The 24,880-nt window shown below is 71.8% G+C and carries 22 protein-coding genes, 1 tRNA gene and 1 pseudogene; 12 read left to right on the plus strand and 12 right to left on the minus strand.

What is annotated here, in order from left to right:
* Positions 1-142 precede the first annotated feature (142 nt).
* Positions 143-676 (plus strand): NUDIX domain-containing protein, encoded by a 534-nt coding sequence (locus D7193_RS09375; RefSeq protein ID WP_120778877.1) that lies wholly within the window; start codon positions 143-145, stop codon positions 674-676.
* A gap of 344 nt (positions 677-1,020) precedes the next feature.
* Here the strand turns inward: D7193_RS09375 and D7193_RS09380 are convergent, their stop codons facing one another.
* Positions 1,021-1,749: a winged helix-turn-helix transcriptional regulator gene (locus tag D7193_RS09380; RefSeq protein WP_120778878.1), complete on the minus strand. Its 729-nt coding sequence runs from the start codon at positions 1,747-1,749 to the stop codon at positions 1,021-1,023.
* 77 nt (positions 1,750-1,826) lie between these two features.
* Between D7193_RS09380 and D7193_RS09385 the strand changes: the two genes are divergently transcribed.
* From D7193_RS09385 to D7193_RS09400, 4 genes and pseudogenes are all read left to right on the plus strand, one after another.
* A complete protein-coding gene (locus D7193_RS09385; protein WP_120778879.1) occupies positions 1,827-2,585 on the plus strand; it encodes a DUF899 family protein in 759 nt (252 codons plus the stop codon).
* 43 nt (positions 2,586-2,628) lie between these two features.
* Positions 2,629-3,225 carry a DUF5134 domain-containing protein gene (locus D7193_RS09390; protein WP_147434348.1) on the plus strand — a complete coding sequence of 199 codons (597 nt, stop codon included), beginning with the start codon at positions 2,629-2,631 and terminating at the stop codon, positions 3,223-3,225.
* A 45-nt stretch (positions 3,226-3,270) separates the two neighbouring features.
* Positions 3,271-3,597: pseudogene (locus tag D7193_RS34540) on the plus strand (tyrosine-type recombinase/integrase); the annotation flags it as partial.
* Between the two features lie 224 nt (positions 3,598-3,821).
* The gene (locus D7193_RS09400; RefSeq protein ID WP_120778881.1) at positions 3,822-4,241 is read left to right on the plus strand and encodes a hypothetical protein; all 420 of its coding nucleotides are present in this window, start codon (positions 3,822-3,824) and stop codon (positions 4,239-4,241) included.
* A 451-nt stretch (positions 4,242-4,692) separates the two neighbouring features.
* Here D7193_RS09400 and D7193_RS09405 read toward each other — a convergent pair whose 3' ends face one another.
* Together D7193_RS09405 and D7193_RS09410 are read right to left on the minus strand one after the other, a co-directional pair.
* Positions 4,693-5,043, minus strand: a complete 351-nt coding sequence (locus D7193_RS09405) for a hypothetical protein (protein ID WP_120778882.1) — start codon at positions 5,041-5,043, stop codon at positions 4,693-4,695.
* A 241-nt stretch (positions 5,044-5,284) separates the two neighbouring features.
* Positions 5,285-5,926, minus strand: coding sequence for an adenylate kinase family protein (locus D7193_RS09410; RefSeq protein ID WP_120778883.1), 642 nt, complete (start codon positions 5,924-5,926; stop codon positions 5,285-5,287).
* A gap of 177 nt (positions 5,927-6,103) precedes the next feature.
* Between D7193_RS09410 and D7193_RS34545 the strand changes: the two genes are divergently transcribed.
* Positions 6,104-6,229: a hypothetical protein gene (locus tag D7193_RS34545; protein WP_277749894.1), complete on the plus strand. Its 126-nt coding sequence runs from the start codon at positions 6,104-6,106 to the stop codon at positions 6,227-6,229.
* A gap of 81 nt (positions 6,230-6,310) precedes the next feature.
* Here D7193_RS34545 and D7193_RS09415 read toward each other — a convergent pair.
* A tRNA-Thr gene (locus D7193_RS09415) sits at positions 6,311-6,387 on the minus strand.
* A 258-nt stretch (positions 6,388-6,645) separates the two neighbouring features.
* Here D7193_RS09415 and D7193_RS09420 point away from each other — a divergent pair.
* Positions 6,646-8,388, plus strand: coding sequence for a metallophosphoesterase family protein (locus D7193_RS09420; protein ID WP_377456419.1), 1,743 nt, complete (start codon positions 6,646-6,648; stop codon positions 8,386-8,388).
* 215 nt (positions 8,389-8,603) lie between these two features.
* Here D7193_RS09420 and D7193_RS09430 read toward each other — a convergent pair whose 3' ends face one another.
* From D7193_RS09430 to tmk, 7 genes are all read right to left on the minus strand, one after another.
* A complete protein-coding gene (locus D7193_RS09430) occupies positions 8,604-11,510 on the minus strand; it encodes a hypothetical protein (protein WP_147434349.1) in 2,907 nt (968 codons plus the stop codon).
* 225 nt (positions 11,511-11,735) lie between these two features.
* Entirely contained in the window at positions 11,736-12,575 is an 840-nt protein-coding gene (locus D7193_RS09435) for a PSP1 domain-containing protein (RefSeq protein WP_120778887.1), read from the minus strand.
* Positions 12,576-12,907: 332 nt separating this feature from the next.
* Positions 12,908-13,591, minus strand: coding sequence for a hypothetical protein (locus D7193_RS09440; protein WP_120778888.1), 684 nt, complete (start codon positions 13,589-13,591; stop codon positions 12,908-12,910).
* A complete protein-coding gene (locus tag D7193_RS09445) occupies positions 13,591-13,896 on the minus strand; it encodes a hypothetical protein (protein WP_120778889.1) in 306 nt (101 codons plus the stop codon). Before D7193_RS09445 ends, D7193_RS09440 begins: the two co-directional genes overlap by 1 nt.
* Before the next feature lies 1 nt (position 13,897).
* Positions 13,898-14,227, minus strand: coding sequence for a YbaB/EbfC family nucleoid-associated protein (locus D7193_RS09450; protein ID WP_120778890.1), 330 nt, complete (start codon positions 14,225-14,227; stop codon positions 13,898-13,900).
* Between the two features lie 172 nt (positions 14,228-14,399).
* A complete protein-coding gene (locus D7193_RS09455) occupies positions 14,400-15,653 on the minus strand; it encodes a DNA polymerase III subunit delta' (RefSeq protein WP_120778891.1) in 1,254 nt (417 codons plus the stop codon).
* Positions 15,653-17,977, minus strand: a complete 2,325-nt coding sequence (gene tmk / locus D7193_RS09460; RefSeq protein ID WP_277749895.1) for a dTMP kinase — start codon at positions 17,975-17,977, stop codon at positions 15,653-15,655. The genes D7193_RS09455 and tmk overlap by 1 nt, the downstream gene beginning before the upstream one ends.
* Positions 17,978-18,128: 151 nt before the next feature.
* Here tmk and D7193_RS09465 point away from each other — a divergent pair, with 151 nt between their 5' ends.
* On the plus strand, positions 18,129-19,337 hold the full coding sequence (locus D7193_RS09465; protein WP_120778892.1) for an amino acid deaminase/aldolase: 1,209 nt from the start codon (positions 18,129-18,131) through the stop codon (positions 19,335-19,337).
* 185 nt (positions 19,338-19,522) lie between these two features.
* On the opposite strand, the gene D7193_RS09470 is transcribed toward D7193_RS09465, so the two are convergent.
* Positions 19,523-20,095 carry a TetR/AcrR family transcriptional regulator gene (locus tag D7193_RS09470; RefSeq protein WP_120778893.1) on the minus strand — a complete coding sequence of 191 codons (573 nt, stop codon included), beginning with the start codon at positions 20,093-20,095 and terminating at the stop codon, positions 19,523-19,525.
* A gap of 226 nt (positions 20,096-20,321) precedes the next feature.
* Here D7193_RS09470 and D7193_RS09475 point away from each other — a divergent pair, with 226 nt between their 5' ends.
* The 4 genes from D7193_RS09475 to D7193_RS09490 all read left to right on the plus strand — a co-directional run bounded on the left by D7193_RS09475 (position 20,322) and on the right by D7193_RS09490 (position 24,851).
* Positions 20,322-21,638 carry a D-arabinono-1,4-lactone oxidase gene (locus tag D7193_RS09475; protein WP_120778894.1) on the plus strand — a complete coding sequence of 439 codons (1,317 nt, stop codon included), beginning with the start codon at positions 20,322-20,324 and terminating at the stop codon, positions 21,636-21,638.
* A gap of 89 nt (positions 21,639-21,727) precedes the next feature.
* On the plus strand, positions 21,728-22,630 hold the full coding sequence (locus D7193_RS09480; protein ID WP_120778895.1) for an ABC transporter ATP-binding protein: 903 nt from the start codon (positions 21,728-21,730) through the stop codon (positions 22,628-22,630).
* Positions 22,627-24,264, plus strand: coding sequence for an ABC transporter permease (locus D7193_RS09485; protein ID WP_120778896.1), 1,638 nt, complete (start codon positions 22,627-22,629; stop codon positions 24,262-24,264). The genes D7193_RS09480 and D7193_RS09485 overlap by 4 nt, the downstream gene beginning before the upstream one ends.
* Before the next feature lie 86 nt (positions 24,265-24,350).
* Complete coding sequence (locus D7193_RS09490) at positions 24,351-24,851, plus strand: GbsR/MarR family transcriptional regulator (RefSeq protein WP_120778897.1); 501 nt, start codon at positions 24,351-24,353, stop codon at positions 24,849-24,851.
* Positions 24,852-24,880: the final 29 nt, after the last annotated feature.

Consider the following 24,880-nt stretch of genomic DNA (forward strand, 5'->3'; position numbering starts at 1 on the left):
GGCGCGGTCAACGCGATGCGTGGCGAGGTTCGTCGCGGCCCGCGGAAGCCTCGACGGTCCGCGGCACGGGCGCGAATCGCGGCATGGCCACGTCCCCTCTGGCTGGAACGAGCTTGTCCTATCCCTGTGCTCCAATCCCGTCATGCATGTCGTCGTCACCGGCGCACTCGTGGAAAACGGCACGGTCCTGCTGGTACACCGCAGGCCGACCAAGCGGGCATACCCGGATGTCTGGGATCTGCCCGGGGGGCAGGTCGAAGCGGGTGAGTCGGAACTACAGGCCCTCGCGCGTGAGATGCACGAGGAGCTCGGTGTTCAGATTGTGGCGGAGTCCGCTTCACGGTTGGGCGTCCTGCATGACGGCAGCGGTGAGGACGCCGTTCACGTGGGCGTCTGGCAGATCGGAAATTGGGTCGGCTCTCCGGCGAACCGTGCACCTGACGAGCATGACGACATCGCATGGGTCGGGATCAGCGAGCTGGGTGGTCTTCCCCTGGTGCATGGTGTCTTGGCGGCACTGGTTCGTTCCCGGCCTGAGTTCGAGTGGGCCCGCAGGCACTCAGAGGTCACCGACCGTAACCTGGACGACCGAGGAACCACGGCTGACTGTCGCGCATGTGGTGTGACGGGTTCGTCAGGCTTCAGGTGGGATCGGGCACCCTTCAGCGTCAAATGACCTTGGACGCGTACGCGGGCCTGTTCGGTGACGACCTGGACGCCGTTGCCAACCGAGTGGACGAGGCGGCCGCGGCGCAGGATGCGGACCACGCAGGCACGTCCGGCGGTGATCGACCTTCTGTGGACTAGATACAGGCCGCTGCGGGTTCGGCCATCCGGCATCTGCCGGCGCACAGTCGCAACGTCACAGCTCACGTCTCGCCCTGGCAGCTGCTACGCCCTGCTGGGCCGCTCCGGCCACGCGCAGCGCGCTGATCGCGGCAGATGCGTACACGTGACCTTGGTCGACGCCGGGCCGGAGTGTCGACCAAAAGGGCGAACCCGATCTGGCGCGACAGTGGGTCACCTTTCGGACAGCCCCTGGAGGCGATCCGCCCGCCCTCCCTGGCCGGAGGTGCCGTTTGAGTACTTATCTGTGGAGGCCGAGACACGCACGCCCGCGACGAGATGGCGGACGACCTCGGGATCGCCGATGATGACGGCGCCGGCCGCTACGAGCCCGGCGAGGTCATCGCTGCCGAAGGCGGCGAGGAGGGCATCCGTCGTGGTGATCAGAACGGCGTCCGGATCTTCGGGCGGCTCGTGGGCGACCGCGGCGCCGGCCGACGTGAGGCGGACGCCGAACACTCCGGCAGGACCGTGGTCGCGTAGTTCGATCCGGAGCGTCGCCTCGGGCTGTTCCGGCGTCGGCACGAAGAAGGTGCGGATACTCAGCATGGCGCTGTCCGCGCTCACGAAGAGCTGTTCCGCGGTCGGCGGGGCGGCCAGCGCCCAGGTGCCCAGCGCGACCACGATCGGCTCGAGGCCCCGCCCCCACGCGGTCAGCTCGTAGACCCGGACGTTGCCTGGCGGAGGCAGCTGCCGACGGCGTAGGACGCCCGCGTCGGCCAGCTCGCGCAGCCGGTCGGACAGTGCGTTCGGGCTGGCGGTCGGGAGCGCCTGCTGGAGGTCGGTGAACCGTTTCGGCCCGAGCAGCAGCTCGCGCACCACGAGCAGCGACCACCGCTCGCCCACGATGTCGAGGCCGCGTGCGACGCCGCAGGCCTGCCGATAGCCCCGCTGGGTTGGCATGGCACACCTCCCTCTCGTACTTGCTCGATCCTAGCAGCCGCTATTACGGTCATAGCGACCGGCCCGAGGAGGAGCCCATGACCACGCCAGCAGCACCCCCGATCACCGACCGCGAGACCTGGCTGAAGCAACTCGACGAGCTCCGGCTCCGCGAGAAGGCGCACACGCGTGAGGGCGACGCCATCGCCGCGGCCCGTCGGCGCCTGCCGATGGTCGAGGTCGACCCGACCACCCGCCTGGTCGGCGCCGACGGCCCGGTGCCCCTGCTCGACGTCTTCGAGGGAAGGACCCAGCTGTTCGCGTCGTACCACATGTGGCACACGGGCAGGCCGGCAGCCGACCAGTGCGAGGGCTGCACATTCTTCACCGGCCAGGTGCTTGAGCTGTCCTACTTGCACTCGCGCGACGTCACGTTCGCGGTCTTCTGCCAAGGGCCGTTCGAGGAGACCTCGCGCTACCGCGACTTCATGGGCTGGCAGGCGCCCTGGTACTCGGTGCCCGCAGAGTCGCTCGACTCCCTCGTCGCCGGGCGCGCGTTCGGAATGAAGGCGTGCTACCTGCGCCAGGGCGACCGGGTGTTCGAGACCTACTGGACCACCGGGCGGGGCGTAGAGGCGATGGCACCGTCGTACGGCCTGCTCGATATGACCGTCTACGGTCGCCAGGAGGGCTGGGAGGATTCACCGGAAGGCTGGCCGCAGCGCTTCCGGACCGACGGCGACCAGTTCCGGCTCGACGGCCGGCCCACATCACAGTGGTCGCGCCTCGCCGCCGGCCGTGACGACGACCTGGGTGCCACCGAGCCGGCCGGCAGCGAGCACCAGTGCTGCCACTGAGGTTCGGCGCCTGCCAGAGGCTCCGCCACCGTTCGTGGGGCCGATGATCGGAATTGCCCCTCTCCGATGGTTGCTGACGGTGGCGTTCGGAGGGGCGGCCGTCTTTCACCTGCTCCGGTGCCTGCGCCCACCCGCTGCGTGGCTCTCTCCGGTAGCGGGGCATCGACTCTCCGAGATGTTGCACCTGGTCATGGGCCTATCGATGATCGCGATGATCTGGCCGTGGGGTGCGGCGGTCCCGGCAGCCGCCTGGATTGTCGTTCTCCTGATGTCGACGGGGTGGTTCGTGGCGCGGGCGGTGCGGACGTCGCGACATCGTGCGGTCCCGGTGTTCATCGCCACCGCGACAGGGACGATGGCGTGGATGGGTGCCTGGATACCGGGGCACGCCTCCACCAGCGGCGGCGGCATGGACATGGCCGGGATGGGTCATGCGCCGGTCGGGTGTGCCGGATGGGTCGCTGCGCTGCTCGGGGGCTACCTGGTGCTCGCCGCATTCTGGTGGGTGGGCCGCGCGATGCGCATCGGTGGTCTGTCCGCGGCGACGACGGACGAGCCGGCGTGTCCGCTCGACTGGTCGGCGCTGTGCCACGGTGTGATGAGCGCGGGTATGGGCATCGCCCTACTGGCGATGGTGTGAACGACGGGCGCCAGGCGGGACGCTCGCGGCCGCAGGGCACACCGAAGAACCACCAGCACCGGTCGGTGCCTCTTCGCGCCAGCGGCGGCGTCGGTCGGGCTGGCCGGGCTGACTCCGCACGACCTGCGGCACACGGCGGCGAGTCTGGCCGTGGCGGCGGGAGCCACCGTCAAGGCGGTGCAGCGGATGCTCGGGCACGCCTCGGCGTCGATGACCCTGGACGTGTACGCGGGGCTGTTCGGTGACGACCTGGACGCCGTTGCCAACCGCCTGGACGAGGCGGTCGCTGCACGGGATGCGGACTATTTGCGGACTGGCGCGGCTGGCGGCAGCGTGGTTGACCTCGGGAAACGGCGAAGCCCAGGCCGTTGACCTGGGCTTCTTTACCGAGCCGCCTGACGGAATCGAACCGTCGACCTACGCATTACGAGTCAGTCCCGGGGCGCTGGTCGGCCGTTTGGTCGTCCTGTCCGACCTGGTGCCCGCGTCCGCGCTCGTCCGCTGTTGCTCGCCGGCTTGGCTGCTCATTTGGCTGCTTGGCACTGGCAGAGGTCGCCGGGCATACCGGCCCGACTGACCGGGCCTAGCATGCCTCCATGACGACCGCCGATGTCGATCCGACCCCTGCGCCGGGTTCTTCCGGCCGGACCTTGGCGCGCGCGCAATTGGCCTTGGCCGCTGTCTACATCGGCGCCATCGGCGTCGCCCTAGGCCGAGCCGCTTCCTTCTCCGGGTACCTCTACCTGCCTCACCAGGGCGACGACTACACCGGGAGCGCCAATCTCTGGCCGGGCCTCTGGGCGCCGGCGGCGCTGGCGATGATCGCCGTGATCGGCGTAGCGCCGTACGTCGCTGCAGTGACAGGGCTCGTCGCCGTCACCCGGCTTGCGACGGCTCGGATGCGGGCCTCCGTGCACCGGCGAAGCCTGATTGTTAGCACGGTTCTCGCGGCACTCGTTGCCGCCTCCTCGTTGACGCCACCGGTCAAGACGTTGCTCAGCTGGCTCCTCGACTAGACACGTTGGCGGCTGACCGGCCTCATCTCGCGCCTGGCTGGCCGCGTCGCCGCTGCTCGCGCCACTGTCCGTCAGTCGAGCCAGCCCGAGATCGATCCGCGACGTCTCGCTTACAAGGCGCTTTCGGCAAAGGTCACCGCGTCCGCTGACGTCCACCGGGTCCGAGTGCGAGGCGGCACCCGTCCGCACTCGTCCGTCCTGAGCCACCGCCGTTGATGTCACCGGCTGATGTCATGCCGCCGCTGTTGCCGGCATCCTGTCCGCTGGTGGCTGACCCCCGCCGGGGGGAGCAGGCACAGGTTGTCGATCGGTGAAATCGGGTGCCAAGAAGGCTGGATCTCGCCCGGTGCCAGCGGTTGAATGACGAGGCTTCGGCAGCCTTGGCCGCAGCGTTCGCTGCCTCCTTGCTGCCTCTACCGCTACCGGACCACCGTCACGCCCGACGTCGTTGCTAGACGGAGTCGACGAATGCCTCAGCCTCCACCGGGCCAACGTTGCGCTCGCTACGGACTGCAAAGATCGCCTCCTTGCGGCGTCCGCTGTCCCTAAGACCTTGCACTCGGCTCGCCAAATCGGGTCCGCCGGGCATTGGGAAGTCCGGGAGGACCTCTCCGGATCGAAGACGCGACGCGGCCACCTTGGCCTCGGATCGATCGAGCTGAGCCTGCTTCCGCAGCACGCGCACGGCCTGACGAAAGCTGCCGGACTCGATCAGGTCATGGGCGCGAACTTGGATGTCGACCGGCACGAACAGGGGTAGCTCGTAGAAAACCCGAATCCTGACCGGCCGCCATCGAAGCACCTGTCGATCATAGGTGCGACTACCGGCAATTTGATCGACCAGCTTGCCCTGAGGCGTGGCGACCTCTCGCTTACAAGTTCTGTGCGCACCGTCCGCTCGCGTCCGTCTCCGGCTGCGACCTCGGGGAGCCGTCCGCCGCTCGTTGGCCGCGGCCTGCCGAGTCCGGGCACATTGCTGTCACCGTTGCCGTCGGCTCTAATCGCCAAGAAGCGCTAGGTCGGTCTCGGCTCGACCCAACCGTTCAACTCCGCGCGAGTCGACTGGTCAGTTCGTTCGCGATCTCCTCGGTCGGGCGGGTGGCGTCGACGCTGATCAAGAGACCTGCGACGCGGTAGACGGCCAGGACGGGAGCGCTGTGCTTGTGGTAGACGCTCAACTGGTGGGCGACGGCAGCAGGGAAGTCGTCCTCGCGATGGAACAACTCACTACCGCACCGGTCACAGACACCTTCGACGAGCGTCGGCGACGACTCGACGTGCCAGACCTCCCCGCAGCCCCGACACAAGCGGCGTCCAGTCAAGCGCCGTGTTGCTTCGGCATCGGATAGGACCAGCTCGACCATTTGAATCATCAACGTCTCCAGTGACCGCAGCACCGGCAGCACCGGAGATTCCGTCCACCAGACGAAGCCGCCAACCACGTCAGGCTCGCCAAGCCGGCGCAGCACGATCGCGGCGACGAGCTCGAGCGGTGGCACCTGCTCGGCGCCCATGAACCGACGCAGATCGTCCCTCAGCTCCGATCCCGCACGCATCCCTGACTGCACCGCGTCCCGCATGGAGATCAAGGGAAGCCCAAGCCCGCCGGCGAGACGACCCGCTACCTCGGCCGTCTCCGCGCCAGGCGGCCCAATCAAGACCAGCCTAGTCACCGCCAATGCCACGACTAGATCCTAATTCTCCGAAATCGATGATCCTCGAACCTGACCCCACACTGCCAGGATCGGGCGGCCCTTGGTCAGCCTGATCCAGGGCTGGTCGATCAGTCCGCTGGCGTCCGGCACCATCCAGCCGAATCCGCCGCCTTGGCTACTTCCGTGGCTACTCGTCGGCCCGCCCGCGTGGTCATGGAGATCCTCGGTCATTCGCAGATCAGCGTGGCCCTCAACATCTACGCCCACGTCGCGCCCGAGATCGCGCCGGAAGCCGCGTCGCGCCTGGAAGGGGCGCTGTGGTCGGGTGAATAGGTTGGCTGCTCGGCCACGTGACGGCAGGCAAAAGGCCCAGGTCATGATCGGCGATCAAGCCGGTGACCTGGGCCTTTCCCGTGGAGCCGCCTGACGGAATCGAACCGTCGACCTACGCATTACGAGTGCGTCGCTCTGACCGACTGAGCTAAGGCGGCAACGATCGTCAAGTGTACGGCACGCACCCCGGCCGGCCGAACCCGATACCCCCGGCGCCGCTCTCCCGGCCCACCCTCGCCGCCGTGATCGACTCCGGTTCCAGGAAGTCGCGGTGTCCCGCGCGTCCGGACAGCGCGACTTCAAGGAAGTCGAGTCGATCACGCCCGGACGGGCCGCCATCCGACCCCACAAGAAGACCGGACATCCGCCCCAATCCGTCGTCCGCCGGACAGCGACCTCATCGGGAGCGGACTACGCTGCGGCGCGTGACCGATGATCACTCCCGCCCCGACGAGCCGGCCGCGCATCCGGACGGTGAGCGGGCGGCCCCCCGGCCACGGACCACGGACCCGCTGGAGCTGGGCTTCACCCCGCGCAAGCCGGTCCCCTGGCTCGCGCCGTTCCTGCTCATCAGCACTGGCATCCGTACGCTTCTCGCCATGCTCTTCGGGGCGTACCTCGACAAGCGGGAGCTGCAGAACTCCCTCGACGCCCGCATCGAGCGGCAGGTCGGGCCCGACGGCGGGCTCTGGCTGGACTACGTGGCTGACCTGGGCGACGGCTTCAACGCCACGTACTCGATCGCCTACCTGCTCGCCCAGCCCGAGCTGGAGGTCGACGGGCACCGGCTGCCGCGCGCGCAGACCCTGGTGATGGGTGGCGACCAGGTCTACCCGTCGGCCGCCTACGAGGCGTACGAGGACCGGTGCAAGGGGCCCTACCAGGCGGCGTTGCCGGTCACCCCGCCCGAGCGGCCCACCCTCTTCGCGGTGCCCGGCAACCACGACTGGTACGACGGCCTGACGGCCTTCCTGCGGCTCTTCGTCCGTTCCCGGGACCGGCACTTCGGCGGCTGGGGCACCGGCCAGTCGCGCTCTTACTTCGCCGTCGAGTTGCCGGGCGAGTGGTGGCTGCTGGGCCTGGACGACCAGTCGGGCTCCTACCTGGACGATCCGCAGCTCGCCTACTTCGACACGGTGGCGCAGAAGCTGGGCCCGCAGAGCCGGGTGATCCTGACGGTGCCGGCGCCGACGTGGGTCAAGGCCGTCGACCACCCCACGGCGTACGACTCGATCGACTACTTCATCCGTACGATCGTCTCGCCCACCGGCGCGCAGGTGCGGCTGCTGGTCTCCGGCGACCTGCACCACTACGCCCGGTACGCGGGGCCGGATCGGCAGCTCGTCACCTGCGGCAGCGGCGGCGCCTACCTCTACCCCACACACAAGCTGCCCGAGCGGATAGAGGTGCCCCCGAAGGACACCCTCGCTCGCCGGGCCAGCCGCTCCCGCCCGTACGACCTGGTGGCGCGCTTCCCGGACGCGGCCCGCAGCCGGCGGTACGGCTGGGGCATCTTCCCCCGGCTGCCGCTGCGGAACCCGGGCTTCACCACGTTGCTCGGCACCCTGCACACCCTGCTGATGCTGTCGATGGCCGGCGTAGCGGCCAACCGGGTCGGCGCCACCGAGCAGCGTCTGTTCAGCGTGCCGCTCGTGCTGATGCTGGTGGTCACGCTGCTCGGGGCCGCGTTCTTCGCGAAGCCGCCGAGCGCGGGCGGCAAACGGCACGCCCGGCACTGGATCCTCGGTGTCACGCACGGCCTCGCCCACGTGGCGCTGGGCGCGGCGGGCACCTGGGTGTGGTTGCAGCTGCCGTTCTACGACTGGCCGTGGCCGCTGCCGGTGGTCGCCGCGGCGGTGCTCTACGGGCCGGTGAGCGGGCTGGTGGCGAGTCAGCTGGTGGCGGCGTACCTGCTGGTCGCCGGCTCGTTCGGGGTGAACCTCAACGAGCTGTTCGCCGGGCAGGGCATCGAGGACTCGAAGGCGTTCCTGCGCATGCGCATCGACCCGGACGGCACGTTGACCATCTACCCGATCGGCGTCGACCGGGTCGCCCGCGGCTGGCAGGTCAACCCCGACCAGAGCCCGTCAGCCAGCTGGCTGACCCCGAAGACCCCGCTGACCCCCCACCTGATCGAACCCCCGATCAAAGTCCCCTGACCGAGCCACCCGACCCCCACACGGCCCGCCCGCGCGGCCGGCCCTGCCCGGCTGGCCTCGTCCGTTGATCATGAAGTTATTGCTCCGACACGCCGACGCGACGGGCAATAACTTCATGATCAACGGGGGGAGTGGGCGAGGTGGCGGGCGCTGGCCGCCACCCCGGACCCGTCGCGGGGGACGCACTCCGTGAGGTACGCCCCCCGCAGGTCAGGTCAGGGCGCCACGTAGAAGCTGTAGGACGTGGTGTCCGTCCAGGTGCCGTCGGCGAGCCGGCCACGCACCGTCATCGTGTAGCCGGTCCAGTACGGCGGCGTCCAGGTGACCGTCGCCGTGCCGTCGATGGCTGGCACGGTCCGGGCGTCGTCCTCACCGACCTGGAACTCGAATTCGACAATCCCGGCGGTGCCGCCGCTGAAGGTGAAACGACCGGCCTGGCCAGCGCCGCCGCTCCAGCTACCCGCCGGGTACTCGGCCGAGGTTACCCGCGGCGCGGTGCCAACTTCGAAGGAGAATTCGGTCGCGGGCGACACTTCCCCGTTACGCAGCACTTGGCGCACGGAGAGGGTGTTCGTCCCGTTCCGGTCCGGGGTCAGGGTGAACGTCGTGCCGGTTCCGTCGGTGCTCGCGGCCAGGGTCTGCTCCGGGCCGTCGTTGAGCTGGTACCGGTACTCGGTGACGTCCCGGAAGAGCTCCGTCCAGAAGGTCATCGACCCGGGTACGCCGATGCCGCCGTTGATGCCCCACTCGTTGTAGTACCCGTACACAGTGACCTTGTCGCTCTTGACGATGAATGCGTACGTCCGGGTCTGGGAACTGGTGCCGTCTGCACCGTGGCTGGTGACCTCCAGCGTCTGGTACCCGGCCAGGCCGGGCGTGTACCTCACGCTGGCGGTGCCGTCCGCGGCCGCGTCGACGCTCTGCTCGTCGCCGCCGTCGAAGCGGTACGTGTACCGCTGCACATCGGGCAGGCCAGGCTGGAAGGTGAAGGTGGCCTCCTTGCCGACACGACCGTCGACGCTGTCGGAGTCGTAGGTGGTGGATCGGACGACGGGCCCGGTCCAGACCTGGAAGGGCCACACCGCCGGCGGCGAAAGCTCGCCCGAGGCGTACCGGGAGCGGACTGTCACCTGCCGCTCGCCCGCGCGGTCCGGAGTCCACGTCACTCGGGCCGACCCGTACTCCGCCGCTACCGTCCGCTCGACCTCGCCGTCGAACTGGTACACGAACTCCGTCACATCCGGCATCGCGGTGTCGAACGAGAATTCGATGGGCAGCCCGAGGCCGTCGCGGCGGGGCCAACTGACCAGGTTTCCGGAGTAGACCGTGGGCCTGTTGTCGATGACCGAGAACTCGTACGACCGTGGCGCGGAAAGGGAGCCGTCAGCGCGCTCCGACCGGACGTACAGGGTGTACCAGTTCGCCTGCTGCGGTGTCCACGGCACGGTGGCCGTGCCGTCCGCCGCAGCCGCCACCCGGATCGGCTCCTCGTAATCGAACGAGTAGCGGTAGGCCACCACGTCGGTGGTACGCGGACGGAAGGTGAAGCTGCCCTCCCGGCCGACCACCCCGTCGTGCTCCGGGAAGGCGAAGTCCGCCGACTCGACGGTCGGCGCGTCGTTCACCAGCACGTTGTCCGTCGCCACCCCGGACAGCTGGTCACCTACGTAGGCGGCGACGGTCAGCTTGTAGGTGGCGGAGTCGGGGAAGACGAGTTCGACGGTGGCGGCGCCCGCCGACGCGGGAACCCGGGTCTCGGCACCCTCCCCGACGCGGTAGCCGAAGCTGGTCACCTCGGTCACCGGCGAGCGCATGGTCAACGTGCTGGGCAGCCGGGTACCGGCCACCTCGACCCGGATCTCCGGCTCGGTGTCGCGCACCATGAACTCGTACACACGGACGGGCGAGGCGTTGCCGACCGGGTCGACCGCCGTGACCTCGAACCGGACGGGCCCGCTGCGTCGCGGCGTCCAGGTGGCCTCGGCGGCGGCGCCAGGCGTCGGGGCGTCAACCCGCATGTCCATGCCGGTGCTCGTGTCGTACAGGCGGTAGCTGGTGACGTCGGTGTCGCCACCGGCGTCGAGGCGGAAGGTTCCGGGCACGCCGACGCCGCCGGACCCGGGCCAGTCACGGCCGGCCGGGTAGTCGGTGGAGCTGACCTCGGGGGCCTGCGCCGGCGGCTGCCGGTCCACTCGTACGTAGCAGGGCGCGGCCCAGTCGGAGTAGCCGTCCCCGTCGAAGCTCCGGGCGGTCCAGGCGACGACGGTACCGTGCGGATAGCTCGACATGTCCCACTCGGTGCGGTGCTCCTGACCGCCGCCGTAGCTGCCGCCGCCCCTCTCGGTGCGCTGGTCCGGCTGGTCCACCGGCCACGCGGCGAATGTGACGTCGACCCATTCGTTCTGGTCCGGGTCGCTGGCTTTCGCCGCGAAGGTCGTGGACCTGCCGACGGCCACCGGATGCGTCGCGTCGCCGCAGCCCCGACCCGGGTAGACCGAGAGGGCACCGACGGTCGGCAGGCCATTGTGCTGGACGCTGAGAGTGGGCCGGTACCACAACCAACGGCTGAGAGAACGGTCCCGCTCGGCCTCCGCGCTCAACCGCAGTTCAAGGTGGAGCGCTTTCTCGCCGCGGGCGAGGGCGGCGTGGACGGCGTCGGCCAGATCCTGGGCGAGCGGGCCGGAGCACTCGCGGCCGGCGCCGGCATCGATCGTGCCCAGTCTCTCCAGCTCGGCCGGCGGGTTCTTCCATGAGTTTCCGCTGGTGAAGGCGGCGGTACGCCACAACTCGACCGACGCGCCCTTCGTGCAGTCGGTGACCTTCTTCTCGCGGGCGACCAGGTCGACGTCGAGCAACTGCCGACCGGCGAGGGAACTGAGATCGAGCGTGAAGTAGAAGCGGGATGTGTGCGCGTTCTCTTCGGCGTCCAGCCAACGGCCGACCGGCGCGTCGGCCTGGGCGCCGACGACGGCCTGGTGCGGCCTGCTGGAGTCGGTGTACGCCCAGCTCGACGCTGGAATCTGACTGTAGCTGTAGGCGTGGACCGGGCTGGGGACGGCGAGTGCGCCACCGGTCGCGACGGTCACCGCCACTGTGGTGGCGAGCAGCCTTCGACGAAACACTGTGGATGAACCTCCGGGAGGGCATCGGCGTGGATCACGCCGGAGGTGCCGACGTTAATGATCGACAACCGTTCCCGCTGTCCCCGATGCTCACCGTTCAGGCGATGTCCCCTCGGCCGAGTGGGTGGAAACGCGACTCAGAGCCGGGGTGGCTGCAGCCGCGCCGGCCGAAGCCGACGGCATTGCGCGCGACGACGCCCGCTGGGCGGGGGAGAGTGGGCGGCGTCAGCCGTTGTAGTGCTGGTCGTGGGCGCGGCGGGAGCCGCAGACGTCGGCGCGGGAGCACATGGAGCGCGAGCCGTCGGCGTCGAGCCGGACGAGCACCGCGTCTCGTGGCACGTTGTGCCCGACCACCCGACCACTGCCCTCCGGTGTGGTGACCCGCTCGCCGGTCGCCGGGGCCGACTCCTGGAACCGCTGGTAGAGCGGGTGCTCGTACTTGAGGCAGCACATGAGCCGGCCGCACGCCCCGGAGATCCGCAACGGGTTGAGCGGCAGGTCCTGGTCCTTCGCCATGCGGATGGTCACCGGTTCGAAGTCGGTGAGGAACGTCGCGCAGCAGAGGTCCCGCCCGCAGGAGCCGATGCCGCCCTGCACGCGCGCCGAGTCGCGGGCGGAGAGCTGGCGCAGCTCGACCCGGCAGTGCAGGGTGGCGCCCAGGTCGCGGACCAGCGACCGGAAGTCCACCCGGTGCGGGGCCGTGAAGTAGACGGTTGTCCGCTCGCCGCCGCCCTCGCCGGAGCCGAGCACGTGGTCGACGGCCACCACCTTCATGGGCAGGCCGTGTGCCCGGATCAGGCGCTTGGCGGCCACCTTCGCCTCCGCCTTGCGCCGGCGCAGCGCCTCGTCACGCTGGAGGTCCTGCTCGTCGGCCATGCCGGCCAGCCGGGGGAACCCGTCGGTCTCCTCGGTGACCCACTGCGCGGCCCAGACGCACTCCGCCACCTCGGGCCCGTCGTCCGTGGGCACCAGCACCTTGTCGCCGACCTGCGGTCGCAGCTCGCCCGGGTCCAGGTAGTAGAGGCGCCCGTACCGGTTGAAACTGACCGCGCAGAGCATGCCCATGCCCCCACCCTACGACGCACCGGCGGCTCGCGCCCCGCCGGGCGTCGCCGGACGACTACACCATGCAGCCATCCATGACCGTCGACTCGACCGACCCGCCGGTTGCCCCGTCGTGCCATTGGGCCTCGCCCGGACGGCTGAATCCGGGCCGGCACGGGCGACAAACGGGCGGCGGAAGCGTTGAGTGGACACCAGACCTGCGGGGGGTGCAGGGGGAAGCCACGGCGTCGCCGCCGGTGCCCGGCTCGTCCGGGCGCCCGAGCGCGACGCCGTCGGCTGTCCGGAGTTCTACCAGTTCCCCGGGTGGGTGGACGGCCCACGAAACGGGGGCGTCACCAGCCGACGCGGGTGCCGGTGTCGTAGCGCGTCCGCCCGGCCACCGCCGGCCGCCAGGGCGACTCGGCGAGACTCGGCGCCCACTGCCGCACCAGCGTCTCGGCCCCGTCGTACGCAACGCAGAGCACCGCGAGCACCCGGGCGGCGATCTCGGCGGCCTCGACGCGCGGCCCGCCGGACGCCGGCCGGGACGCCCCACCGGCGGGGAGGGACGTGGCGGCGACGACGGCCACCGCCTCGGCCGAGCGGAGCACGTCGGCCAGCGCGCGGGCCAGCGCGAGCCGGCTGCCCTCCACCCAGTCGGCGAGCGCGTCGGCGTAGCCGGCGGTGGACTCGAGCCGCCCGACCAGGCTCTCCGGGCCCTCGTCGAGGTGGTGCAGCAGGGCGGTGCGCGTCTGCCCGTACGCCTCGGCGCCCGGCCCGGACCACAGCACCGGGTCGGCCAGCGTCGCGGAGACGTCGTCGTAGCCGCGTACGAGCCGGCGGACCGTGTGCCCGGCACCGGCCAGCGGCTCCGGACGCAGGTCGAGGAACGCGCGCACCGCCTCGCCGGGGAGCACCTGCATCCGGCGCAGCAGCGGCCAGACGCGGTGCCCCTCCGGGGCCCCGGCAGCGAGCAGCGTGTCGACCCGGCGCAGCAGGTCGAGACCGGGCTCGGCGAGCCGGTCCAACGCGTCCATCACGCCTCCCCGACCAACCGCCGCCGCGCCGAGCGGTCGGCGTCGGAGTAGCCGTCGGCGGCCTCGCGTACGGCGGCGGCGCCGGCGCTCAACCGGACGGCGGCCGCCCGCGCCTCGCGGGACCGGTTGTCGGTGGCGGCCGTCCACTGCCGGTGCAGCGCCCGCCCGATCTCACCCGGGCGGCCCGGGGCGTCGGCGCCGAATGCGGCCTGTGGCGGGTCGCCCGCGGTGACCGTGTGGGAGAGCGTGGTGAGGGTGGCGCTCGCCTCGTCGAGGCGGGCGGCGAGGGTGCGCAGCACGTCCATGTCAGGCTCCCGCCAGCGGCCGGTAGGCGGCGAAGGTCTCGTTGTGCAGCTTCTCCCGGGCCCACTCGGCGGCGTCGGCCGCGGCCGTGACCGCCGCCCGCACCGAGCCGGCCACGTCGCGCGGGTTGCGGGCGTGCAGCGGGCCGAGGAAGCGGACGTCGGTGATCCGGCCGCCCGCGGTCACCACCACCTCGACCAGCCCGTCGGGCGAGCGCACGGTGACCTCCACCGTCGACACCGCCTGGTCGAACTCGGCCTGGAGGGACTCGATCCGGCGGTAGCGCCGCACCGCCTCCTCGATCCAGACCTCGTCGATCTCGCCACGCGGCATCGGCCGACCCCTCCCCGGGCTGATCCTCACTGAGCGTGGTGGAACCGTCACCACGACATTCCGGGACCGTACCGTATGGGAATCGCAGCTGTCGATGCCTGTGGACGACCGGTCCGGCCCGCGGGACCCACGGGAAGGAGCGGCGCGTCGGCGGGACGACCGGGACGGACGGTCAGCCCCGCCACAGGGCGAGCATCATCGCCTCGACGGCGATCCGCGGCTTCACGTTCGCCTCGATGGCCGCCCGGCACGCGAGCACCGCCTCGAGACGGCGCAGCGCACCCTCGGCGTCCCACTTCTGCGCCCCGGCGCCGGCCATCGCGGCGGTGTCGGTGTGCACGGGCTCCACGGGGGCGCGCAGCGCCATGACGAGCGCGTCCCGGTAGAAGCCGGCGAGGTCCACGAGGGCCCGGTCCAACGCGTCGCGCTGGGCCCGGGTGGCCCGCGACTTCTGCCGCTTCTCCAGGTCCTTGAGCTGCCCGGCGGCCCCCCGGATGGCGCCCGCGGCGCCCCGGCCGGTGCCACCGGCGCCGAGCGCCGTCTCCAGCGCCGCCCGCTCGGCGGCGTCGGCCTCCGCCACCGACGCCTCGGCCTCCGCCTCGGCCGCCTCGATGAGCGCGGACGCCGCGTCGAAGGCCGCGCCCACACCGGTGAGCCGGCGCGGGACGGCGAGCACGGCCTCGCGCCGCTTGCGGGCCTCCGGGTCACGGGCCAGCCGCCGGGCCCGCCCCACGTGCCCCTGCGCGGCCGCGGCGGCCCACTGCGCCACGTCGGGTGCGATGCCGTCGCGGCGGGCCAGCACCTCGGCCACCGCAGCCGCCGGCGGCTGCCGCAGCGGTACGAGCCGGCAGCGCGACCGGATCGTCACCGAGATGTCGTCCGGGTGGGTGGACGGTGCGCAGAGCAGGAAGACCGTACGCGGTGGGGGCTCCTCGATCGCCTTGAGCAGCGCGTTGCCGGCGGCCTCGGTGAGCCGGTCGGCGTCCTCGATGATCACCACCTGCCAGCGCCCGCCGGACGGGGTGCTCGCGGCACGCAGCACCAGCGCCCGCATCTCGCCGACACCGATGGAGAGCCCCTCCGGCACGACGAGCCGGACGTCGGCGTGGGTGCCGGCCATGGTCGTGTGGCAGCCGGGGCACTCCCCGCAGCCCGTCCCGTACGCGCACTGGAGGGCCGCGGCGAACGCCCGCGCGGCCACCGAGCGCCCGGACCCCGGCGGGCCCGTGAAGATCCAGGCGTGGGTCATGCCGGCGCCCGGGTCGCCACCCGGCGTGCCGTCACCGGGCGGCAGGCCGAGGCCGGCGGGGGCGAGCATGCGTTCGCCGGCCGCGTGCCGCAGCACGGTGGCCGCCGCCGCGGCGGCGCGGCGCAGGGTCGCGACCGCCTCGTCCTGGCCGACCAGGTCGGCGAAGACGTCGGGCATCAGGTCCGTTGCTCCATCGTCACCAGCTCCGCTTCGGATAACTCCGGCTGCACCGAGGTGTCCGGGCCCTGCGCCGGCCTCGGGTGCACGATGCCGCCCGGGTTGCCGAGCATCTCGTCGATCCGGCGGGCCACCAGCCGGGCGATCTCCTCGGCCGGGCGGCCGGCGTCGAGCACCAGGTAGCGCTTCGGGTCGGCGGCGGCGAGGTCGAGGAAGGCGTACCGGACGCGCTCGTGGAAGGCGACGGACTCGGCCTCCAGCCGGTCGGCGGCCTGGTTGCGGGCCGCCGCCCGGGACAGGCCGGTGCGCGGGTCGACGTCGAGCAGCACCACGAGGTCGGGCTTGAGCCCGCCGGTGGCCCAGGAGGAGAGCCAGGAGACCTCGTCGACCGGGAGCGTGCGACCGGCGCCCTGGTAGGCGAGGGACGAGTCGACGTACCGGTCGCTGACCACCACGCCGCCGCGCGCCAGCGCCGGGCGGACCACGGTGGCCACGTGATGGGCCCGGTCGGCGGCGTAGAGCAGCGCCTCGGCCCGGGGAGACGGCGCCTCGCCCTCGTCGGTGCCGAGCACCAGCGACCGGATCCGCTCGCCGACGCGGGTGGCACCCGGCTCGCGGGTGACCACCACGTCGCGCCCCTGGCCGCGCAGCCGCTCGGCGAGCAGCGCGAGCTGGGTCGACTTCCCGGCCCCCTCGCCGCCCTCGAAGACCACGAAGAGCCCGTTGGACACGAACGGCTCGGCCGGCATCAGCGGGCGGCCGCGGATCGAGCCCCAGAGGTCGGCGAGGACCGGTACGCCCTTCTTGTCGTCCATCTGCCCGAACGCGCTGATCCCGGCGAAGATGCCGGCTGCGCCGGCGGCGAGCAGCAGCAGGCGGGTCGACGAGATCGAGACGCCCAGGTCGGCGATCTCCAGCTTGCGCGAGCCGCCGACGCCGGCGAGCAGGCTGCTCAGCGCGATGGCCAGGATGAGCACGAGCCGGGTGCCGATCTGCACCACGGCGAAGACCCGGCCGCGCACCTCGTCGGCGATCTCCCCGCCGAGCAGCGTGGTGCCGGCCAGGAAGGCCATCCCGGCGCCCGCGCCGACCAGGACCGCGCCGACGATCGCCATCGACAGGTGGATGGCGAAGGCCAGGGTCATCACGGCGGCGCTGGCCAGCACGATGCTCATGCCGAACCAGCGGCGGCGGGACATCTCCTTGACGATCATCGGGCCGAGGCCGATGCCGATCGCCAGCCCGATGAAGATGGCGGCGAAGAGCAGGAAGAAGGCGGCGTCACCGGCGCCGAGCGAGTTGGCGAAGAACCGGGCCGTACCGATCACGATGCCGCCGCCCGCGAAGGCGCCGAAGATGCCGAGCACCAGACCGCGGACCAGCGGCGTGTGGGAGATGAACCGCCACCCCTCGACGAACTGCCGGGTCATGCTCTGACCGGCGTGCTCGTGGTCCTTGCCCCGCGCCTGGCTGATCTCCTTGATGCCGAACGCCACCACGATCGCGGTGGCCAGCCGGGAGAGGGAGTTGAACCAGAGCGCGAGCTGGGCGGGCTCCGCCCAGCCGGGGACCTCGCCGCCGGTCGCCGCCCGGACGCTGCGGTCGAGCCCCGCGATGGCGAGCGCGGCGAACACCGGCGTCAGGCCGTACGTGGTGATGAGGGTGAGCTGGTTGGCGGTCTCCAGCCGGGCCCGCGGGATCAGGTTGGGGACCGCGGCCTCCTTGGCCGGAATCCAGAGCAGCGTGATCGACTCGATGAGGAACGTGGCGATCGCGGCCCAGGTGACGACCAGGCCGCCGCTGGCGCCGGTGAGGGCGTAGAGCGGGATCGACGCGAAGAGCACGAAGCGCAGCAGGTCGCAGATGACCATCGTCCAGCGCCGGTCGAACCGGTCGGCGAAAACCCCGGCGATCGGCCCGAGCACCAGCGCCGGCAGCAGCCGTACGGCGATCACACCACCGAACGCGGCACCCTTCGCCGTGCTCCCCTGCACCTGCGCGGCGGCGAAGACGGACGTGGCCAGCAGGCCGAGCCAGTCGCCGAAGGAGGCGGCGCCGAGCACGATCCAGAGGCGCCGGAACGGCCGGATGCGCAGCACCGAGCGGATGGCGCTGTAGCCGGAGTGATCGGTCTGGGGCGTGCCGGCCGGCTGGCCCTTGGCGCTGCCGATCTGCCCCGCGGCGCTGCCGAGCGGGGCCGAGGCGTTCCCCCGCCGCCCCGCGCGGGGGTCGGGCTCGTTGCCGGATGGCGACACGCCGGGCGACTCGCCGTTGTTCTGGCTTTCGATGGCCGTACCTCCACGTGCCGGCCCATCGCTGGGCATCCCCGGTGCAACACTCTAGACCCGGTGGGCAGCCGTCCCACCACATGACATTCTCCTGCTCGCCGAGCCTAGGCCGCCGGGACCGCCCACGACACCCCGGGCAGACGCGAGGGTATTTCGCATTGACCCGTCCGACAGTTAGCGTGCACACGTGGCCACCGAACGCGACAAACTTCGCGAGCGCCTGGACCGGGCGACCGCCCACCTCGATCCCCCCTACGCCGTCGTCGACCTGACCGCCTTCGACGCCAACGCGACCGCGCTGGCCGGGCTCGCCGGCGGCAAGCCGGTCCGGCTCGCCAGCAAGTCGGTACGCAGCCGCGAGCTGATCAGCCGGGCGCTGCGCCGCTCCGGCTGGGCCGGCGTGATGGCCTTCACGCTGCCCGAGGCGATCTGGTTGGTCCGGTCCGGCGTGGCCGACGACGTCCTGGTCGCGTACCCGACCGCCGACCGGCAGGCCCTCACCGCGCTCGCGGGCGATCCGGCCGTGGCCGCGGCGGTCACGCTGATGGTCGACGGCACCGACCAGCTCGACCTGATCGACGCCGTACGCTCTCCCGGCAACCGGCCCGAGCTGCGGGTGTGCCTCGACCTGGACGCCTCCTGGCGTCCGCTCGGGGGGCGGGTGCACGTGGGCGTGCGCCGTTCACCGGTGCACAGCGCCGAGGCGGCCGGCGCGCTCGCCGCCACCATCGGGAAGCGGGCCGGGTTCCGGCTCGTGGGCCTCATGGCGTACGAGGCGCAGATCGCCGGCCTCGGCGACGCGCCGCCGGGGCAGGCGGTGCTCGGCCGGGCGATCCGGGTGGCCCAACGGGGCTCGTACCGGGAGCTGCTGGCGCGCCGGGGCGCGGCCGTGGCCGCGGTACGCGAACACGCCGACCTGGAGTTCGTCAACGGCGGTGGCACCGGCAGCGTGGCCGCGACCAGCGCCGATCCCGCGGTCACCGAGGTCACCGCGGGATCGGGGCTGTACGGCCCGACGCTCTTCGACGCGTACCGCGCGTGGCGCCCCACCCCGTCGGCCTACTTCGCCTGCGCGGTGGTCCGCCGGCCGGGCCCGGGCCTGGCCACCGTGCTCGGCGGCGGCTGGATCGCGTCCGGGCAGGCGGCGGCCAGTCGGCTGCCCCGGCCGGTCCTGCCGGCCGGGCTGAAACTGCTCGGAGCCGAGGGCGCGGGCGAGGTGCAGACCCCGCTCGCCGGCCCGGCGGCGGCCACACTCCGGATCGGTGACCGGGTGTGGTTCCGGCACGCCAAGGCCGGCGAGCTGTGCGAGCACGTCAACGAGCTGCACCTGATCGAAGGGGACGAGATCGTGGCCACCGTGCCCACCTACCGGGGCGAGGGCCACGCCTTCCTCTGATCCGCCGGCCCGGCGCACCCCGGACCACACGTCCTACCGCACGAGCACCCGGCGCACCCCGGGAACCGCACCTTCTACCGCACCGCTGCCCGGCGCACCCCGGGCACCACGTCGATCGCACCGTCGCCCGGCGCACCCCGGGCCTCCTGCTGCCGCCTCCCCCGCACCGGGTCGGCGACCGGCGGTCAACCCGCCTGGGCGTCCGCCGGGGCGTCGACCTGCCGGTGCAGGTACTCCCGGATCAGCGCCTTCGCCTCGGCCAGCACCCGCTCGTCGCCCTCCGGCTGGCGCCGGAAGGCCAGCTTGATCAGGGCGTCGGCGGTCTCCACGGCGATCTCCAGGTGGAACCGGAGGCCCGGGACGCCGGTCAGCCCGAAACGCTCGGTGAGCACCCGGGCGAGCTGGTCGGCGATGACGCCGTTGTTGTCCCTCTGCTCGTCGAGCAGGTGCAGGTCGACCACGTCGCCGAAGTGCAGGGTACGGAAACCCGGGGTCGTGCGGTGCATCGTGATGTACTCGTCGATGGCCGCGTCGACCCCGTCCCACCAGTGTTTCAGGTCGTCCGACGCGAACCGCTCGTCGAGCCGCTGGAGGTACGACTCCATCGTGCGCAGGGTCAACGCCTGCACGATCGCCCGCTTGTCCGGAAAGAACTGGTAGACCGACCCGATCGCGACCTCGGCACGTTCGGCGAGAAGGGTCGTGGTCAGTCCCTCGTACCCCACCTCGTCAACGAGTTCGGCGCAGGCGTCCAGCATCCGCTGGACACGCGCGACACTTCGACCCTGCACCGGCACCCGGCGCAGTGGCCCGGTCGTGGCGGCTGGTGTGGACACTCAGCGCCACCCCCCTTCAACGGATGAAACATATCTGTACGTCACTGTTCGTGACTACCGGTACAACGAACGGGACTCAATTGCGGTATTTACCTCGCACAACGTTCCCTGATATGAAGTCAGTTCATATTCATGTCGAGGAGCGTATATGGCTGGCACCGCACCGCCCGCCGTCCCGTGGTCCAACTGGGCCGGCAATCAGCAGGGCTCCGCTACCACCATCCTGCGCCCCCGCTCCACCGTCGAGGTCGCCGAGGCCGTCCGGGCCGCCCGCGCCGCCGGTGGACGCATCCGGGTGTCCGGCAGCGGCCACTCCTTCACGGCGGTCGCTCTCGCCGACGACCGGCGGATGGACCTCGCCGACCTGGACACGGGCGTACGCGTGGACGCCGAGCGACGGCTGGTCACCGTACCGGCCGGGATGACGCTGCACGCGCTCAACGACCTCCTGGCCCGGCACGGCCTCGCCCTGCCCAACCTTGGCGACATCGACGCGCAGACGGTCGCCGGGGCGATCTCCACGGGCACCCACGGCACCGGCGCCGCGTACGGCTGCCTCGCGACGTTCGTGGAGGCGGTCACCCTCGTGACCGGCACCGGCGAGGTGCTGCGCTGCTCGGCGGAGGAGCACCCGGACGTGCTCGCCGCCGCCCGGGTGTCGCTCGGAGCGCTCGGCGTGCTGGTCGAGGTGACGCTGCGGTGCGTCGACGTGTTCGTGCTGCACGCGCACGAGCGTCCGGCGCCGCTGGACGCCGTGCTCGCCGAGGTGCCGGACCTCGTCGAGGCGCACGACCACGTCGAGTTCTACTGGTTCCCGTACACGGCCCGTGTACAGGTCAAGACCAACGACCGGGTGCCCGCCGACGACCGCCCGCTGTCCCGGCTGCGCGGCTGGCTGGACGACGACTTCCTGGCCAACACGGTCTTCGCGGGGGCCTGCCGGCTGGGTCGCGCGGTGCCGGGGCTCGCGCCCACGATCAGCGCGGTCTCCGCGCGGGCACTCACCGAACGCCGCTACACCGGCCGCTCCGACACGGTGTTCTGCACCCCGCGCCGCGTCCGCTTCGTGGAGATGGAGTACGGCCTGCCGCGCGCCGCGCTCGGCGAGGCGCTGGGCGCGCTCCGCCGGATCGTCGACGGGTTGCCGTTCCGGGTGCTCTTCCCTGTGGAGGTGCGGTTCACCGCCGCCGACGACATCTGGTTGTCGCACGGGTACGGCCGCGACTCCGTCTACCTGGCCATCCACCAGTACGTCGGCATGCCGTACGAGCCGTACTTCACCGCCTTCGAGCAGGTCGCCGCCGGTCTGGGCGGCCGCCCGCACTGGGGGAAGCTCCACTGGCGGGACGCCGCCACGCTCGCACCCGCCTATCCCCGCTGGGCCGACTTCCGGGCCGTCCGCGACCGGCTGGATCCGGACCGCGTCTTCACCAACCCCCACCTGACCCGGGTTCTCGGCGCCTGACGGCCCGTCCCACGACCGTCGGATTTTTTACGCGATTCATACGCTTCAGAGGTTTCATGATTTTGTGAAATGAGCGTAGCGTTCGGGGCATGACTAGTGCTATCTCCGTCTCCGCCCTGGTGAAGACCTTCGGCCGGGTGCGGGCGCTCGACGGCCTCGACCTGGAGGTCGAGGCCGGCGAGGTGCACGGGTTCCTGGGCCCGAACGGCTCCGGGAAGTCCACCACCATCCGGGTCCTGCTCGGGCTGCTGAGGGCGGACTCCGGGGCGGTCAGCCTGCTCGGCGGCAACCCCTGGCGGGACGCGGTGACCCTGCACCGCCGGCTCGCGTACGTGCCCGGCGACGTGAACCTGTGGCCGAACCTCACCGGCGGGGAGGCCATCGACCTGTTCGGGTCGCTCCGCGGCGGCCTGGACAGACAGCGCCGGGACGAGCTGATCCAGCGGTTCCAGCTCGACCCCTCGAAGCGGGCGCGCACGTACTCGAAGGGGAACCGGCAGAAGGTCGCGATCGTCGCCGCCTTCGCCTCCGACGTCGAGCTCTACGTCCTCGACGAGCCGACCTCCGGCCTCGACCCGCTCATGGAGGCGGCCTTCCAGGAGTGCGTACGCGAGGTGAAGGGCCAGGGCCGCACCGTCCTGCTCTCCAGCCACATCTTCTCTGAGGTCGAAGCGCTCTGCGACCGGGTCAGCATCATCCGGCAGGGCCGGACGGTGGAAAGCGGCACCCTCGCCCAGCTCCGCCACCTGACCCGCACGTCGGTCTCGGTGGAGACCACCCTGCCCATCACCGGGCTGGCCGACCTGCCCGGTGTGCACGACGTCGACGCGACGGCCACCCACGCGACCTTCGCCGTGGACACCGCCGAACTGAACAACGCGCTCGCGTACCTCACCCAGTTCGACGTCCGTGCCCTCTCCAGCGCCCCGCCGTCGCTGGAGGAGCTGTTCCTGCGCCACTACGGCGACGAACTCGCGGGAGCGGTCCGATGAACAGCGCCTTCACGGGCACCGGCCGGCTGGCCCGCCTCGCGCTGCGCCGCGACCGGGTCCAGCTTCCGGTCTGGATCCTCAGCACCGTGGCGCTCGGCGCCTTCGCCCGCTCGGCGCTGGACACCCAGTACCCGACCGAGGCCGACCGGCTCGCCGTCCTGCGGGTCGCCGTCGACACGCCCGCCGTGCTGATGTTCCGGGCCGCGCCCACCGGCACCAGCACCGGCGAGATGACGGCGTTCGGGATCCTGGCGTTCCTCGCGATCCTCGCCGGCTTCATGAGCACCCTCGCCGTCATCCGGCACACCCGGCAGAACGAGGAGACCGGCCGTGCCGAGATGATCGGCGCGACCGCCGTGGGCCGGCACGCCGGCCTGACCGCCGCGCTGGTCGTCGTGGTCGGCGCCAACGTCGTGCTCGGCGCGCTGATCGCGCTGACCCTCGTCGGCGCCGGCGAACCCGCGGCGGGCTCCCTCGCCGCCGGCGCGGGTGTCGGAGCCGCCGGCATCGCCTTCGCGGCGGTCGCGGCCGTCGCCGCGCAGCTGACCCAGAGCGCGCGCGCCGCCAACGGCATCGCCGCCGCGGTCGTCGGTGCGAGCTACCTGGTCCGTGGTGTCGCCGACGCGTTCGGCGAGGTCCGGCCGAACGGTTACACGATGACCAGCGCCTGGCCGTCCTGGCTCTCGCCGATCGGCTGGACCATGCAGATGCGGCCCTTCGCCGAGGGCGGCAACCGGTGGTGGGTCCTCGCGCTGCCGCTCGCGCTCCTCGTGGTCGCGGTGGCGGCGGCCTTCGCCCTGGCCGGGCGGCGAGACGTCGGGATGGGCCTGCTGGCCGACCGTCCCGGCCCGGGCCAGGCGTCGCCCGCGCTGCTCAGCCCGCTCGGGCTGGCCTGGCGGCTGCAACGCGGCACGGCGCTCGGCTGGGGGATCGCCATCGGCGTGTTCAGCCTGGTCCTCGGCTCGATGGCCAACGCGGTCGACGACCTCGTGGCCGAGAACAGCGGCGTGACGGGCACGATCAACGACCTCGCCGGTGGCGGCGCCCACGCGATCATGGACGCCTTCTTCGGCGCCATGATGGCGACCATCGGCGCGCTGGTCGCCGGCTACCTGGTCCAGGCGCTGATGCGACCCCGCGCCGAGGAGGCCGGCACGCGGGCCGAGCCGGTGCTCGCCACCGCGACCGGGCGGCTCACCTGGCTGGGCGGTCACATCGCCGTCGCCACCGCGGGCGCCGTCGCGATGCTCGGGCTCGCCGCGGTCGCCATGGCGTTGGTATACGGCCTGAGCGTCCACGATCTCGGCGGTCAGCTCGCGCACCTGGCCGGCACCGCGTACCTGCAACTGCCGGCGGTGCTGACCCTCGCCGGGCTCGCCGTGGCGCTCTTCGGCCTCGTGCCACGGTTCGCGGTCGGGTTGACCTGGTTCGGCTTCGCCCTCAGCTTCGTGCTCGGCCCGTACGGTGCGCTGCTGGGCGTACCGGAGTCCCTGCGGGAGCTCTCGCCGTTCAGCCACACCCCGGCGGTCCCGGCCGACGCCACGGCCGCGCCGATCGTCGTCATGTCCGCCATCGCCCTGGTGCTCGGCGCGGCGGGTCTCGCCTGGTTCCGCCGGCGCGACCTCGCCACGTGAGCCCGGCGGGCGATTCCACCCGCGGCGCGACCGGCTCCCAGCCGGCCGCGCCGCCGGCGTTCCGAAGACTGATGAAAGATAAGCAGATGCAGCTCGCAGGCCACCGCGACGAGGAAGCCGTACGACGCTTCGTCGAGCACTTCGCCCTCACGTTCAGCGACATGGGCGTGCCCCGGATGCCTGCACGGGTGCTCGCGGCGCTGATGGTCGCCGAGCAGCCCGGGATGACCGCCGCGCAGATCAGCGAATGGCTCCGGGTCAGCCCGGCCGCCGTCTCCGGCGCGGTGCGCTACCTCATCCACGTCGGCATGGCGGTCCGCGAACCGGCCCCCGGCTCCCGGCGGGACCTCTACAAGGCCGCCGAGTCCAGCACGTACACCTCGATGATCCGCAGCGGGATCTACCGGAGGTTCGCCGACATGGTCCACGAGGGCGTGGAGGCGGTCGGCGACGAGACGTCCCCCGCCGGCGCCCGCCTCGCCGAGATGCGCGACTTCTTCCTCTTCGTGCAGGACGAGATGAGCGCCGCCGCCGACCGGTGGGAGAAGATCCGCGCCGAGCGGCAGCGGCGACAGCCGGAGGGCTGAGCCGGGCCCGGGCGGAGCGCCGGCCGGTC

Source organism: Micromonospora costi (genome assembly GCF_003626655.1).
GTDB lineage: Bacteria > Actinomycetota > Actinomycetes > Mycobacteriales > Micromonosporaceae > Micromonospora > Micromonospora costi.